The organism is Streptomyces sp. NBC_00287, assembly GCF_036173105.1.
GTDB lineage: Bacteria > Actinomycetota > Actinomycetes > Streptomycetales > Streptomycetaceae > Streptomyces.
This window is the reverse complement of sequence record NZ_CP108053.1, coordinates 605,043-618,370: the sequence shown is the minus strand read 5'-3', so window position 1 is coordinate 618,370 and position 13,328 is coordinate 605,043. Positions and strand designations below refer to the sequence as shown.

Annotated in this window: 16 protein-coding genes; 4 read left to right on the top strand and 12 right to left on the bottom strand. The window is 69.8% G+C overall.

Going from position 1 to position 13,328, the window contains the following annotated elements; all coding sequences use genetic code 11:
- Window positions 1-93: 93 nt before the first annotated feature.
- Entirely contained in the window at window positions 94-579 is a 486-nt protein-coding gene (locus OHT76_RS03140; RefSeq protein ID WP_328869166.1) for a nucleoside deaminase, read from the bottom strand.
- A 135-nt stretch (window positions 580-714) separates the two neighbouring features.
- Between OHT76_RS03140 and OHT76_RS03135 the strand changes: the two genes are divergently transcribed.
- Entirely contained in the window at window positions 715-1,665 is a 951-nt protein-coding gene (locus OHT76_RS03135) for an NAD-dependent epimerase/dehydratase family protein (RefSeq protein WP_328869165.1), read from the top strand.
- On the opposite strand, the gene OHT76_RS03130 is transcribed toward OHT76_RS03135, so the two are convergent.
- The gene (locus OHT76_RS03130; protein ID WP_328876439.1) at window positions 1,666-1,929 is read right to left on the bottom strand and encodes a GlsB/YeaQ/YmgE family stress response membrane protein; all 264 of its coding nucleotides are present in this window, start codon (window positions 1,927-1,929) and stop codon (window positions 1,666-1,668) included.
- A 94-nt stretch (window positions 1,930-2,023) separates the two neighbouring features.
- Between OHT76_RS03130 and OHT76_RS03125 the strand changes: the two genes are divergently transcribed.
- Entirely contained in the window at window positions 2,024-2,740 is a 717-nt protein-coding gene (locus OHT76_RS03125) for a phosphotransferase (RefSeq protein ID WP_328869164.1), read from the top strand.
- 75 nt (window positions 2,741-2,815) lie between these two features.
- A complete protein-coding gene (locus OHT76_RS03120; protein ID WP_328869163.1) occupies window positions 2,816-3,583 on the top strand; it encodes an ArsR/SmtB family transcription factor in 768 nt (255 codons plus the stop codon).
- 88 nt (window positions 3,584-3,671) lie between these two features.
- On the opposite strand, the gene OHT76_RS03115 is transcribed toward OHT76_RS03120, so the two are convergent.
- A complete protein-coding gene (locus OHT76_RS03115) occupies window positions 3,672-4,112 on the bottom strand; it encodes an SPW repeat protein (RefSeq protein WP_328869162.1) in 441 nt (146 codons plus the stop codon).
- A 203-nt stretch (window positions 4,113-4,315) separates the two neighbouring features.
- Between OHT76_RS03115 and OHT76_RS03110 the strand changes: the two genes are divergently transcribed.
- Window positions 4,316-5,623 (top strand): aldehyde dehydrogenase family protein, encoded by a 1,308-nt coding sequence (locus OHT76_RS03110; protein ID WP_328869161.1) that lies wholly within the window; start codon window positions 4,316-4,318, stop codon window positions 5,621-5,623.
- Here the strand turns inward: OHT76_RS03110 and OHT76_RS03105 are convergent.
- The 9 genes from OHT76_RS03105 to OHT76_RS03070 form a co-directional block, all read right to left on the bottom strand.
- Window positions 5,583-6,221, bottom strand: coding sequence for a TetR/AcrR family transcriptional regulator (locus OHT76_RS03105; RefSeq protein ID WP_328869160.1), 639 nt, complete (start codon window positions 6,219-6,221; stop codon window positions 5,583-5,585). The genes OHT76_RS03110 and OHT76_RS03105 overlap by 41 nt on opposite strands.
- A gap of 77 nt (window positions 6,222-6,298) precedes the next feature.
- Window positions 6,299-7,321, bottom strand: coding sequence for an amidohydrolase family protein (locus tag OHT76_RS03100; protein ID WP_328869159.1), 1,023 nt, complete (start codon window positions 7,319-7,321; stop codon window positions 6,299-6,301).
- Window positions 7,322-7,340: 19 nt separating this feature from the next.
- Window positions 7,341-8,129, bottom strand: coding sequence for a 2-keto-4-pentenoate hydratase (locus OHT76_RS03095; RefSeq protein ID WP_328869158.1), 789 nt, complete (start codon window positions 8,127-8,129; stop codon window positions 7,341-7,343).
- Between the two features lie 151 nt (window positions 8,130-8,280).
- On the bottom strand, window positions 8,281-9,168 hold the full coding sequence (locus OHT76_RS03090; protein ID WP_328869157.1) for an ABC transporter permease: 888 nt from the start codon (window positions 9,166-9,168) through the stop codon (window positions 8,281-8,283).
- Window positions 9,155-9,943: an ABC transporter ATP-binding protein gene (locus OHT76_RS03085; protein ID WP_328869156.1), complete on the bottom strand. Its 789-nt coding sequence runs from the start codon at window positions 9,941-9,943 to the stop codon at window positions 9,155-9,157. Before OHT76_RS03085 ends, OHT76_RS03090 begins: the two co-directional genes overlap by 14 nt.
- Window positions 9,944-9,974: 31 nt before the next feature.
- Window positions 9,975-11,081 carry an ABC transporter substrate-binding protein gene (locus OHT76_RS03080; RefSeq protein WP_328869155.1) on the bottom strand — a complete coding sequence of 369 codons (1,107 nt, stop codon included), beginning with the start codon at window positions 11,079-11,081 and terminating at the stop codon, window positions 9,975-9,977.
- Between the two features lie 116 nt (window positions 11,082-11,197).
- Window positions 11,198-11,299: a putative leader peptide gene (locus OHT76_RS44085; protein ID WP_443049705.1), complete on the bottom strand. Its 102-nt coding sequence runs from the start codon at window positions 11,297-11,299 to the stop codon at window positions 11,198-11,200.
- A 146-nt stretch (window positions 11,300-11,445) separates the two neighbouring features.
- The gene (locus OHT76_RS03075) at window positions 11,446-12,627 is read right to left on the bottom strand and encodes an acyl-CoA dehydrogenase family protein (protein ID WP_328869154.1); all 1,182 of its coding nucleotides are present in this window, start codon (window positions 12,625-12,627) and stop codon (window positions 11,446-11,448) included.
- A 13-nt stretch (window positions 12,628-12,640) separates the two neighbouring features.
- A complete protein-coding gene (locus OHT76_RS03070) occupies window positions 12,641-13,162 on the bottom strand; it encodes a winged helix-turn-helix domain-containing protein (protein ID WP_328869153.1) in 522 nt (173 codons plus the stop codon).
- Between the last annotated feature and the right edge of the window lie 166 nt (window positions 13,163-13,328).

Genomic DNA, 13,328 nt, shown 5'->3' with positions numbered 1-13,328 from the left:
CGCGGGAGGGGCCCGGCCGTCGAACCGGCGGGCCTTTCTTGATCCTAGGCAGCGCGGCTCGGCCCCTGCATCTCGGCGGGGACGGATCCCTGGTCAGCCTGGGTGACCGTGAAATCGGAAGTGCAGCGCGCGCACCTCGTCCACCAGCTCGGCCACCGGGCCCTCCACGACCACGCCGGGCGCGATGTCGTTGACCGGCAGGGTCCGCACCGGCGGGGCGGGCACGCCCAGCTCCGTCAGCCAGGCGGCGAGCTGCTCGCTGGAAGCGACGTACACGATGCGGCCGAGGCCCACCCAGGCATGGGCGGCCGCGCACATGGGGCAGTGCTCGCCGGAGGTGTAGACGGTGGCCACGGCCCGTTCCTCGGGGGTGAGGTGAGCCGCCGACCAGCGGGCCAGCTCGAACTCCGGATGGCGGGTGCGGTCGCCGGAGGCCACCCGGTTGTGGTCCTCGGCGAGCACCGAGCCGTCCGCCGCCACGAGCACCGAACCGAACGGCTCGTCCCCGGCGTCCAGCGCCGCGGCCGCCAGCTCCACGCAGCGGCGCAGGTACGGCAGTTCGGCGTCCTTCACGGCCATGGCGTACGACCCTTCTCGCGCAGGTGGATCTTCACTCGCACCCTACGCCCGGCCCATCATTGCCAGTCCCTATTATGAGAGTTATAGTCTCTAACAGAAGCGACAGCAACTAACTCTTCATGGAAGGGGTCAGCCATGACCGCCACCGCACACCCCCTGCACGTCGTCCTCGGCTCCGGACCCGCCGGAACCGCGCTCGCCCGGGAACTGGTCCGCCGCGGCCACCCCGTGCGGCTCGTCGACCGCAAGGGCGAGGGCCCCGCGATCGAGGGCGTCCAGCGGTACGCCGCCGACGTCGCCACCGCCGAGGGTGCGCGGGCCGCACTGGCCGGAGCCGCCGTGGCCTACCACTGCGTCAACGTCGGCTATCACCTCCAGGTCGAAGTGATGCCCCGCATCCAGGAGGCCGTCCTGGCCGCCGTCGAGGCCGTCGGCGCCCGACTGGTCGTACTCGACACGCTGTACCCGTACGGCGAGACCGGGGGAGCGGTGATGACCGAGGACTCCCCGTGGCAGGCGACCACCCGCAAGGGGCGTATGCGCGCCGAACTCGACGAGAAGTACCTCGCCGCCCATCGCGAGGGCCGCGCCCGTGTCGTGCTCGGCCGCTCAGCCGACTTCGTCGGCCCCGGGGTCCTCAACTCCACGCTCGGCGGCGCCGTGTTCCCGGCCGCGTTCACCGGTGGGGAGGTGCCGGGCCTCGGCGACATCGACCTGCCGCACAGCTACACGAACATCGAGGACGTGGCCACAGGGCTCGCGACCCTCGGGGAGCACCCCGAGGGCGACGGCCGCGTCTGGCATCTGCCGACCGCGCCCGCCCTCAGCACCCGCGAGATCCTCACCATGATCGAGAAGCGGGTGGGCAGGCCGCTGACCGTGGTGCCGGTGCCCGAGGCCCGCCCCTTCGGCCCGTTCGACGAGGAGTTCATGGCCGAGTACGCGGAGATGTTCTACCAGCACACCGAGCCCCAGATCATGGACTCCTCGGCCTTCGAGCGGGCCTTCGGCACGGCTGCGACCCCGCTGGCCGAGACCATCGACGCCACGGTGGCCTGGTACGCGGACTGGCTCGGCCGGCACTGATCAGCGACGCGCTCGCGTCCGGTCCAGTGCGGCGACGCCGAGTGCCGCGAGCCCGATCTGGATCAGCCACTCGACCCAGTCGACACCGTCGGTGTCGGCCACGTCGAACCCTGCTGCGATGGCCGTACCGATCAGTGCGGCCAGGATGCCCACGAGGATCGTGAGCAGAACCCCGATGCGCTGACGGCCGGGCACGACCAGCCGACCGAGCACACCTATGACAATGCCGATAACAATGGCGCTGATGATGCCGGAGATCTCCATCTCCACCTCTTCTCCTCAACCCCCACGCGCTCCGGGTTCCCCCCGACGGCCCGGCCAGTCAGTTCCGCTTCAACCAACGTCCATACTCAGGCGGATGGAGGAGCACACTCTGGACGGCGGCGCCGTCAACGAGGTCGTACGGGTGGGCGCGACGGTACGGCGTACACCGTCACCGCGATCGCCATACGTACGCAGCCTGCTGACCCTCTTCGAACACCACCGCTGGCCGGGCGCACCACGCTTCCTCGGAACCGATGAACGCGGCCGGGAGATGCTCGGCTACATCGAGGGCCGCGCGGCGGTGACCCCCGAGGAACAGACCGCGGCCCGCACGGACGCGGCCCTGGTGCGGATCGCCCGCCTGGTACGCGAGTTCCACGACCTGACCCACGCCACGCCCCTGGCAGGCGACCGGGACGTGGTCTGCCACAACGACCTCGCGCCGAAGAACACCGTGTACGACGGGGGTTGGCGGCCGAGGGCCTTCATCGACTGGGATCTCGCCGCTCCGGGGGAGCGGGTTCAGGACGTGGCCCATATGTGCTGGCAGTACCTGGACCTCGGGCCGGGTGTGACCGACGTGCCCGAGGCGGCCCGGCGGATCGGGCTGATCCGGGAGGCGTACGGCGTCGACCGCCTCGACGGCCTCGTCGACACGATCCTGTGGTGGCAGGACCGGTGCTGGAGAGGCATCGCGGCCGGAGCCGAGCGAGGGGACGCGGCGATGGTCAGGCTGTGGGAACGGGGGGTCGTGGAGGACGTGCGGGCCGCTCACGACTGGGTGGCGGCCCATCGCCGGGAACTCGGCTGAGACCCTCGTCTCCGGATTGACATGCAAGTAATTACCTGCATAACGTTGAGTGTGCGATCAGAGAGCGACTCCCCGATGGACCAGGTCTTCAAGGCCCTGGCCGACGACACCCGCAGGCGGCTTCTTGACCGGCTGCACGAGGACAACGGTCAGACGCTCGGCGAGCTGTGCGCGCGCATCGAGATGACGCGGCAGGCCGTGACCCAGCACCTCGCCGTCCTGGAGTCCGCCAACCTGATCAGCACCGTGCGGCGGGGGAGGGAAAAGCTGCACTACCTCAACCCGGTCCCGCTCCACGAGATCCAGGAGCGATGGATCGACAAGTTCGAGCGCCCGCGCCTGCGCGCGCTCGGCGCCGTGAAGCGACAAGCCGAGGAAGCCATGACCGACAAGCCGACATTCGTCTACGTCACCTACATCGAGAGCACACCCGAGAAGGTCTGGGACGCGCTCACCGACGCCGACCTGACCGCCGCCTACTGGGGGCACAGCAACGTCTCCGACTGGCAGCAGGGCTCCCGCTGGGAGCACGTCCGCACCGACGGCTCCGGCATCGCCGACGTGGTCGGCACCGTGGTGGAGAGCGAGCGCCCGACCCGGCTGGTCACCACCTGGACCGAGCCCGAGAACGAGGGGCGCGCGGACACGTACTCCCGGGTCACCTTCGACATCCAGCAGCACGCCGACATCGTGCGGCTGACGGTGACCCACGAGGACCTGCGCACCGAGCGCGACCTGGCGGACGTGTCCCTGGGCTGGCCGGCCGTGCTGTCCAACCTCAAGTCGCTCCTGGAGACCGGCAGTCCGCTCCCGCAGGAACCGTGGCTGGTGCCGGGGAACTGAGCGTGGACACAGAGCGCCGGCCGGTCCGGTGCTGCCCGGGCCGGCCGGCGCGTCCTCCTTCTACCTCTCGATCCTCACTTCGTGGCTCTCACGGCTTGGGGGCGCTCTTCGCCGCCGTACCGGCGCACATCAGCCCCAGGATCACGGCCAGGCCGCCAATGATGATGTTGTTGAGCACGACTCCGGCATCCGGGCTGTCGCCGACGATCCACGGCGAGACGATCATCCACACACCCAGCCCGCAGAAGGCCCAGCTGAGGCCGTACATGCGTTCCGGAGCGCGGGTGAATCCGAGAGCCAGCAGACCGATCGCAATCCCGATGACCAGGTTGTGGGGCACGAGGTCGGGCTGGCTGGTCGTGTAGTGGAGTATCCAGGGGGATACGGCACAGTACAGACCGAGCAGGAACACTGGTCCGTCCAAGAGCGTCACATCGCGACCGCCGAGCATGCGGGCGTAGCGATCCCGCATTTCGGTTACATCAGGGTGGCTGGTGATGTCACCTCTGGTGGGCGAGACGTTGGCCATGACTCGTCTCCTTTGACTCGCAGGCCTGACCGCGTCTGGTGCGGTATGCGGATAAGCGCCGCGTATCTACATTCTGCGCTTATTTGGCCTTTATGTGTAGAGGTCAGAGGCGAGGGGTGCGGGTGGCTGCGGGCTGGGGAATTGTTTCTGAAGCTGAATGGTTGGTGTATGCATCCATACGTTCGTATCCCCAGCGAGGCACCGTGAACCACCCCGCCGACACCGTGGCGCGACTGCGCGCCGCCTTCCGCACCGGCCGCACCAAGCCCGTCGAGTGGCGCGTCACGCAGTTGCGCCGCTTGCGCGCGATGCTCACCGAGAACGCCCCCGAGCTGGCCGCGGCCCTCCGCGCCGACCTCGGCAAGAGCGCCACGGAGGCCCAGCGCACCGAAATCGGCTTCACCGTCCGCGAGATCGACCACACCCTCGACCACCTCGACGACTGGCTGCGCCCCGAGCCCGCCCCCGTCCCGGACCACCTCGGCACCGACGCGCGCGCCTGGACGCAGTACGACCCCCTCGGCGTCGTCCTCGTCATCGCGCCCTGGAACTACCCGGCCCAGCTCCTGCTGACCCCGATCGTCGGCGCGCTCGCCGCGGGCAACGCGGTCGTCGCCAAGCCCAGCGAGCTGGCCCCGGCGACCTCGGCCGTGCTGGCCCGGCTGCTGCGGACCTATCTGGACCCGGAGGCGGTGGCGGTCGTCGAGGGTGGCGTGCCCGAGACCACGGCCCTGCTGGCCGAGCGCTTCGACCACATCTTCTACACCGGCAACGGCACCGTCGGCCGCATCGTCATGCGCGCCGCCGCCGAGCATCTGACCCCGGTCACCCTTGAACTCGGCGGCAAGTCACCGGCGTTCGTCGACCGCGATGCCGACCTCAAGGTCGTCGCCGACCGGCTGGCCGCCGGCAAGTTCCTGAACGCGGGCCAGACCTGCGTGGCCCCCGACTACGTCCTCACCGACCCGGAGACCGCCGCCGCGTTGGAGACCGAGCTCATCCGTGCGGTGGAGTCGCTGTACGGCACCGATCCGGCGTCCTCGGCCGAGTACGGCCGTATTGTCAACGAACGGCACTTCGACCGGCTTGCCGGGCTGCTCGAGTCGGGGCGTGTGGTCGTGGGCGGGTCCAGCGACCGCGCGTTGAAGTACCTCGCGCCGACCGTGCTCGCCGACGTCGACCCCGGCTCGCCCGTGATGGCCGAGGAGATCTTCGGTCCGATCCTGCCGATCGTCACCGTCCCCGGCCTCGACGAGGCGATCGACTTCATCAACGACCGCGACAAGCCGCTCGCCCTGTACGTCTTCTCCGAGTCGGACGACACGCGCCGCCGCATCGCCGCCGAGACGTCATCCGGCGGCCTCGGACACGGCCTCCCGCTCGCCCATCTCACCGTCTCCGACCTGCCGTTCGGCGGCGTGGGCGAGAGTGGCACGGGCAACTACCACGGCCGGTACTCCATCGAGACGTTCAGCCACCGGAAGGCCGTACTGGAGAAGCCGCTGAGCTGAGCGTGCTTGCCGCCTCGTAGAGCAGGCGTGCGTGCAGCTCGAACAACGCGACCAGGTCCACGCCCGCGACCTCGTGCTGGATGAACAGGCCGTCGGCGCCCGCGATGGCGTAGGTGGTGAGGGTGTGGACCGCGTCGTCGTCCAGGTCCGGGAACAGGGTCTGGATCATCTCCGCGACCCGTCGGCGGGAGACCTCCCGGACCTGGAGGAAGACCGTTCTGCCGCGCGGCTCGGTGGGTCGGCGCTCCAGGGCGAGCATCAGCCCGAGGCGGAGGAAGTCCGGGGCGTCGACCAGGGACTTGGCGACGTTCGCGGCCATCAGCGTGACCCGCTCCAGAGGGGTCCCGGCATCTTCTCCCGGCAGTTCGACCGCCGTCAGCCAGGTCTCGAAGCTGCGCTCGATGACCGCGGCGATCAGATCGTCCTTGTCCTTGAAATGCCAGTAGATCGAGCTGGCCGGAAGGCCGCACTTGGCGCTGACGGCCGCGATGGACGTGCCGTCGTAACCGCGCTCACCGGCGATCTCCACGGCGGCGTCGAGGATGCGCTGGCGGGACTCCACCCCGTTGGCGCGCTTCCTGCGCGGGGTCTGCGTCATGGGTGCGTCACTCCAGCTCGTGCGGGGCTCTGATGCCGCCCACTCTAATTGGAGCGGCCCCTACAGGAGTGCGGGCATCAACCGTTGCCGGGCTGGACGAGTCGGAAGGCGAGGCGGGCGGCGGCTCGCTGTGCCCGGTGGCGCAGACGTCTCGGGGGCGTGGGGACAGGCATGCCGCCGAGGCGGGGGAAGAGGGCTTCCGCGTTGGCGCGGTTCACACCGGGGACATCGGCCGCGTCGAGACCGTTCGCGAAGTACTGGCCGGCCGGAGTGGGCGCGAAGGGCCAGTCGCTGCCGAACAGCACATGCCCAGGTCGGGCGAACGCGAGCAGCGTCGGGAGCGCGGCCGGACTGGAGGACAGCGCGGTGTCGAAGTAGAAGGCGCGGAAGTCGTCCAGCACATCGAGCGGGCTGCGCCCGGTCTCGGCGGCGATGGTGACGGCCATGCGATGAGAGGCGTACGGCACGAAGCCGCCGGCATGGCTCAGGATGAACCGGATCTCCGGGTGACGCCGGACGACTCCATTGCGTACGAGGAGATACGCGGCCCGGGTGGTGTCCAGGAGGAAGTCCGCGGCGAACGGCGGGATGTTCTCGACCGCGGGCGCCGGGAGTTCGGCCGGGTGGACGAAGACGACGGCACCTCGGTCGTCGAGCGCTCGCCACAGCTCGTCCTGGCCGTCCGCACCCAGGTAGGTGCCCTGGTTGTTGGCGAGGAGGGTGACCCCGTCGGCGCCCAGGGTGTCCAGGGCCCGTGCGGCCTCTGCCGTGGACGCGGTGGCGTCGGGCATGGGCAGGGTGGCGAACCAGCCGAAACGGCCCGGGTGTTCGGCGACGAGGGCGGTGCAGTAGTCATTGAGCCGCCGGGCCAGGTCCGCGGCCTCGGCCCGGTCGGTGAGGAAGCCGGTGCCCGGGGTGGAGACGGACATGATCGCCGTGGCGGTGCCCAGCAGGTCCATCTGCTCGAGGGCGGCCTCGGGGCTCCAGTCGGGCAGGGCACGGCCCCCGGCCTCGGCGATCCCCGCCTTGGCGAGCAGGTCGCGGTACAAGGGCGGGATCAGGTGCTGGTGGACGTCGACGCGGTTCGGCGTGGCGGTCATGACGCGTGCCTCCGGCCCCTCAGACGAAGGTCACTAACACGGGGCCCAGGACACTGAAGCGCGCCTCGACCTTCTGGCCCGCGGTGACGAAGGGGGCGGTGGTCATGGCGCCGGGCAGGATGACCTGGCCGGGCTCCAGGGACGTACCGAACTCGGCGAGGGTGTTCGCCAGCCAGGCCACCGCGGCGGCCGGATGGCCCAGCACCTCCCGCCCGCTGCCCGAGTCGACGCGCTCGCCGTCGACGACCAGGTCGACGACGACCTCGGCGAGGTCCGGCACCTGAGCCAGGGGAGTCCAGGGACCACAGACCAGACCGGCCGAGCTGGCGTTGTCGGCGACCGTGTCGACCAGGGTGATCCGCCAGTCGCGGATACGGCTGTCGACGATCTCCAGCGCGGGAGCGACCGCGTCGGTGGCCGCCAGAACGTCCTCGACGGTCGTTCCGGGGCCGCCCAGGGGCCGGGCCAGCCGGAAGCAGATCTCCGGTTCGACGCGCGGCCGGCAGTAGTGGGCCGCGAGGACCGGGGAGCCGTCGCGGTGGACCATGTCGTCCAGCAGATGGCCGAAGTCCGGCTCGTCGACCCCGAGAAGCCGCTGCATCGCGGGCGCGGTGAGGCCGACCTTGTGGCCCACCACGCTGGCCCCGTCAGCCAGCCTGCGCGCGATGTTGTCCTGCTGTACGGCATAGGCGTCGGCCACATCCAGGCCCGGCAGCAGGGCCGACAGCGGCTCGACCGGATCCGCCCGGTGCTCGGCTTCGCGCAGCAGCCGTGCGGCCTCCGCGCGCTGTCCGTCGGTGAGGGTCATCCGTCGCTCCTTGCTGCCAGGCGGGTCGGCGAGCCTACTGTAGCGGTTATTCCAATTGGAGTAAACGCTACGGCAAGGGTTCGAGGGCGACACACGGAGGACGCCGTCCCCGCTGAGCGGGAACGGCGTCCTGTGACGACTGAGATGTCGCTCAGCTCCTCGTCAGCAGTCCGCGGCTGCGCAGCACCCGCCGCTCCAGGGGGCTGAAGATCAGCAGGTCGATGGCGATGCCGACGAGCAGGATCAGGAAGATCGCCAGGAACACCTGGGACATGCTGGCGTTGTTGCGGCCGTTCTCCAGCAACTGGCCAAGGCCCACGCCCAGATCGGGGGAGGAGGCGATGATCTCGGCGGCCATCAGGGAGCGCCAGGAGAACGCCCAGCCCTGCTTCAGACCGGCCAGATAGCCCGGCAGCGACGCGGGCATCATGATGTGCCACGCCCCGCGCAGCCCCGTCGCGCCCATCGTGCGCCCCGCGCGCAGGAACAGCGGGGGGATCTGGTCGATGCCGGCGACCAGGCCGTTGGCGATGGAGGGGACCGCGCCGAGCAGGATGACGGCGTACATCATCGAGTTGTTCAGACCCAGCCACAGCACGGCCGGCGGCACCCAGGCCACCGACGGCAGTGACTGGAGACCCGACAGGATCGGGCCGATCGCGGCCCGGACGAACTTCACGCGGGCGACCAGCAGGCCGAGCGGTGTGCCGATGGCGAGAGCGAGGACGAAGCCGAGCAGACCGCGGCTGACGCTGGTCCAGATGTAGTCCAGGAGTGTGCCCTGGAGCCAGGCGGCCTCCACTTCGTCCCATACGGCGGTGGGTGCGGGCAGCTTGTAGCTGGGGGCGACCTCGGCCCAGACCAGCACCTGCCACAGCACCAGCACGAGGGCGACGGCGGTGACCGGCGGCAGCACCTTGCGGGTGAGGGTCTCGCGGACGGATGTGCGGCTGGTCTGGACGGTGTCGAGGGCGTCCAGGCCCGCTTCCAGTCCGGCCAGGTCGTTGCCGTCCTTGGCGGTGGTGTCAGTGCTGGCCATGGCGGCGGATCTCCCCACGCAGTTCTTCGGTGATCTCGACGGACAGCTCGGCGACCGCGCTGTCCTCGATACGGCGCGGATGCGGGATACCGACCGTCCACTCCCGGGCGATACGGCCGGGGCGGGAGGACAGCAGCACGACCCGCTGGGCGAGCCGGACGGCCTCGCGCACGTTGTGCGTCACGAACAGCACCGACAGGCCGGTCTCGCGCCAGATCCGGGTCAGCTCGTCATGCAGGACGTCCCGGGTGATCGCGTCCAGCGCCGCGAACGGCTCGTCCATCAGCAGCAGCTTGCTGTCCTGCGCCAACGCGCGGGCCAGCGCGACGCGCTGCCGCATACCGCCCGAGAGTTCGTGCACCCGCTTGCCGTACGACCCGTGCAACCGGACGAGTTCCAGCAGGCGTTCCGCCTCCGGGCGCCGTTCGGCCTTGGGAACTCCCCTTAGTTTCAGGGCGAGTTCGATGTTCTTGCCCGCGGTCAGCCACGGGAACAGGGCGTGCTCCTGGAACATCAGCGCCGGGCGCCCGTCGGTGGTGATGGCGCCCGCGCTCGGCCTGTCCAGGCCGGCGACCAGGTTGAGCAGGGTGGACTTGCCGCAGCCGGAGGCTCCCAGGAGGGTGACGAACTCGCCGGGGGCGACATCGAGGGTGATGTCGTCGAGGACGAGCTGCTGCCCGGCGGGGCCGGCGAAGGACTTCGAGACATGCTCGATGCGGGTGGCGTACGCGGTCGCTGTGCCGCCCTCGGCGGCCTTGGTGATCGTGGTGGCCATGGTCGTCACCTCCTGGGAACGTATGGGTCCGCTACTTGACGGCGAGGCCGGCGTCGTCGACCTCGTCCTTGCCCTCGGCCTTGAGGACCTTGTTGAGGAGAGCGAGGTCGTAGATGCCGTCGAGGTCGGGCTCTTCGAGCAGACCGGCCTTCACCGCGTGCTCGGCCTCGGTGTCGAGGGTCGCGGCCAGCGGGTCGTCGAGGAATGTGATCGACTTCCAGGCCGGGGCGATGACCTCGGCGGGCAGCGCCTTGCCGGATTCCTGTTCCAGGGCCTTGTTGGCGGACGCCTTGGCCTGGTCCGGGTTGGCGTTGATCCACTCGTTGGTCTTCACCGAGCCGCGCAGGACGGCCTCGACGACGTCCGGGTGCTTGTTGAGGAACTCCTGCCGGACGATGATGTTCGTGATCACGAACTTCTTGTCCGGCCACAGGTCGGCCTCGTCCAGCAGCACCTTGCCGCCCTCGGAGACCAGCTTCGACGCGGTCGGCTCCGGCACCCACGCGCCGTCGATGGAACCGGACTTGTAGGCGTCAGGGGTCACCTTGTTGTCGGTGCGGACGACCGAGACGTCACCCTTGCCGCTCTGCGCGTCCACCGTCCAGCCCTGCTCGGAGATCCAGTTGAGGAACGCCACGTCCTGGGTGTTGCCGAGCTGCGGGGTGGCGATCTTCTTGCCCTTGACGTCCTTCAGGGACTTGATCTTCTCGGGGTTCACGACCAGCTTCACACCACCCGACGCCGAGCCGGAGATGATGCGCAGGTTCGTGCCGTCCGCCTTGGTGTAGCCGTTGATGGCGGGGGAGGGGCCGATCCAACCGATGTCGATGGACCCGGAGTTGAGGGCCTCGATCTCGGAGGGGCCGGCGTTGAAGGTGGAGGACTTGATCGTGGTGCCGCCGAGCTCCTTCTGGAAGATGCCCTCCTGAACACCCACCAGGGCCGTGGCGTGGGTGAGGTTCGGGAAGTAACCGATCCGCACCTCGTCGGCGGAGAGCTTCATGGCGTCCGCCGCGACCTGGGCCTGCTTGTCGTCGTCGGTGGACTCCGAGCCGTAACCGCAAGCGGTGAGCAGGAGCGGGAGCGCGGCTATGGCGGCGAGGGTGCGCAGGGTCGTGAGCGGTCTTGCGGCAGACACGGAGGTGTCCTCTCAGGGTTCGGCGGAGCAGGGGTACGCGGCACGCACCCGCGCCTGGGAGGGCGCGGGTGTTGCTGAAGGGCGGTACGGGGAGACCGGCAGGCCGGCGAACGGCCTCAGACAGGCCGACAGATGGCGCTCGACGTACGACGAAGGTCGATGTGGCGGCGGGAGGTCAGAAGGGGGAGCGACAGCTTTGCGCGGACGAGCGTTCCCATGGCCACCCCCATCGATTCCTAGTTTTCCTACCTGCTTGCTAGGGATCGTGGCAGAAGTCGGCCGCTACCCCAATAGGATGTTCGTATGCTGGACGACCTGATCTTGCCTTTTGAGATCAGGCCGCGGAGACGGAGGCGTGATCGGCCTAGACCGGCAGGGTGAACGGCGGATGCTCGCCGTTGAGGAAGTAGTCCCCCACGTCGCGGAGTCGATGAGCCACCGGTTCGTGCAGGGTGTGGGTCCGGGCGTTGCGCCAGAAGCGGTCCAGGCCCAGGCGTGAGGACGTGGAGCGGACGCCGATGACGTCCAGGGCGCGGGCCGTGGATTCGTGCGCGGCCTTGGTGGCGGCGGCTTCGGCGACGGCCACCAGGACGGAGATCTCGGCGCACTCGTCGTAGGTGAGGTTCGCCCCGCGGTGCAGTCCGCCATCCAGAGCTGTCAGCGCCTCGGCGGCGAGTGCGGAGGCGGCGCGGGTGAGGACGGTGAGTTCGCCGTACTCCGTCAGTCTCTGTGGGTCCTGGGGTGAGCCGGCAGGCCACTCCGGGTGCCAGGTGGAGTGGCCTGCCCTGCTGTATTCACGGGCCTCGGCCAGCATCCCTTCCGCGATCCCGAGACGGAGCTGGACGGAGACGAGCCGCCCCAGCGGGGAGGCCAGCGAGGTAGCGGGGGACAGGACGTCCTCGTCGATGGAGAGGGAGCCGAGCACCTCGTCGGCGTCCACGCGTACGCCGTCGAACTCCACGCTGCCACCGGCGGCGAGTCGCTGCCCGAAGGGGTCGGCGTCGTCGTCGATCCGTACGCCCCGGCGGGTGGGGTCGGCGAGGACGGCGAGCGGTTCGCCGGTGTCGGCGCGCACCGCTCGTACGGCCAGCCGGTCGGCGGCGAGCACGCCGGTGGTGTAGCTCTGTCGGCCGTTGAGCACATATCCGTCGCCCGAGGTCACCAGCGTCAGCCGCGCTTCCTGGCGGGCGAGGCCACCGCCCCAGCACCACTGCTCGGCCGCCGACCGCTGCTCGATCCGTGCCGCGAGCGCCGGCTCGGCGAAGAGCCGGGCACTCCACGACAAGACGTAGTGACAGCCGAGCAGTTGGCCGATGGCGCCGTCGGCGGCGGCGAGCTCCCGGACGACCGCGTAGGCCGTGGGCCAGTCCGCGCCGCCGCCTCCGAGTTCGGCCGGGACGAGGAGCGTCAGCAGTCCCGCTTCGCGTAGCCGGGACACCTCGTCGAAGGGCGCCTTGCCTGCCTGTTCCCTGGCCACCGCGTCCGTGGCCAGGTCGTCCGCCGTTTCACGGGCGACTCGAAGCCAATGCGCAGGGGCGACGCCCATCGAAGTGCTCTCCTCAAGGTCGGCCGCGGAGCGCGGCGTCGGAGCCGACTTGCCGACCGGGCACGTACTTGTAGCCCACGCTGCGCACGGTGACGATCCGGTCCCGATGGGCCTTGCCGAGCTTGCGGCGCAGCCGCGCGATGTGGACGTCCACGGTGCGGCCGTCACCGACGTGGTCGTAGCCCCAGATCTCCGCCATCAGCCGCTCGCGTGTGTGCACGCGCTGGGGATGGCGGACGAGATGCGCCAGCAGCTCGAACTCCAGGTAGGTGAGGTCGAGTTCACGTCCGTCGACCTCCGCGACATGCCGTGCGGGATCGATGCGGACGTCGTCGTCTTCCGTCCGCCGGACGGGAGGCGCCACCGGGTGCACCCCGGCGCGGGCGAAGAGCTCGGCGGGATCGGTGCCCTCGGGCACCATCACGAGATAGCCGACGAGTGGCGGGGAACCGGGTGCTGTGTCCTGCGGGATGTCGTCCACCAGGCGCAGATGGCGCACATCGGACAGCGGGGTGGTGGGAAGTGCCGTGGTCATGGCGTTCGTCCTTCAGAGGAGTCGATGAGAGAAGGAGCGGAGCGGCAACGCGCGATGCGTGCCTTACGCGCGACAGCAGGCGGCACTGACGACGTGACCAAAGTCGACATGCCGACGACGTACGAGTCGTTGCTGCGTGTGGGACATGGTCACCATCCTGCGCAAC

Bases quoted from the DNA above. Each gene is read 5' to 3' on its own strand.
- OHT76_RS03140 (WP_328869166.1), bottom strand. From the start codon at position 579: ATGGCCGTGAAGGACGCCGAACTGCCGTACCTGCGCCGCTGCGTGGAG.
- OHT76_RS03135 (WP_328869165.1), top strand. From the start codon at position 715: ATGACCGCCACCGCACACCCCCTGCACGTCGTCCTCGGCTCCGGACCC.
- OHT76_RS03130 (WP_328876439.1), bottom strand. From the start codon at position 1,929: ATGGAGATCTCCGGCATCATCAGCGCCATTGTTATCGGCATTGTCATA.
- OHT76_RS03125 (WP_328869164.1), top strand. From the start codon at position 2,024: ATGGAGGAGCACACTCTGGACGGCGGCGCCGTCAACGAGGTCGTACGG.
- OHT76_RS03120 (WP_328869163.1), top strand. From the start codon at position 2,816: ATGGACCAGGTCTTCAAGGCCCTGGCCGACGACACCCGCAGGCGGCTT.
- OHT76_RS03115 (WP_328869162.1), bottom strand. From the start codon at position 4,112: ATGGCCAACGTCTCGCCCACCAGAGGTGACATCACCAGCCACCCTGAT.
- OHT76_RS03105 (WP_328869160.1), bottom strand. From the start codon at position 6,221: ATGACGCAGACCCCGCGCAGGAAGCGCGCCAACGGGGTGGAGTCCCGC.
- OHT76_RS03100 (WP_328869159.1), bottom strand. From the start codon at position 7,321: ATGACCGCCACGCCGAACCGCGTCGACGTCCACCAGCACCTGATCCCG.
- OHT76_RS03095 (WP_328869158.1), bottom strand. From the start codon at position 8,129: ATGACCCTCACCGACGGACAGCGCGCGGAGGCCGCACGGCTGCTGCGC.
- OHT76_RS03090 (WP_328869157.1), bottom strand. From the start codon at position 9,168: ATGGCCAGCACTGACACCACCGCCAAGGACGGCAACGACCTGGCCGGA.
- OHT76_RS03085 (WP_328869156.1), bottom strand. From the start codon at position 9,943: ATGGCCACCACGATCACCAAGGCCGCCGAGGGCGGCACAGCGACCGCG.
- OHT76_RS44085 (WP_443049705.1), bottom strand. From the start codon at position 11,299: ATGGGAACGCTCGTCCGCGCAAAGCTGTCGCTCCCCCTTCTGACCTCC.
- OHT76_RS03075 (WP_328869154.1), bottom strand. From the start codon at position 12,627: ATGGGCGTCGCCCCTGCGCATTGGCTTCGAGTCGCCCGTGAAACGGCG.
- OHT76_RS03070 (WP_328869153.1), bottom strand. From the start codon at position 13,162: ATGACCACGGCACTTCCCACCACCCCGCTGTCCGATGTGCGCCATCTG.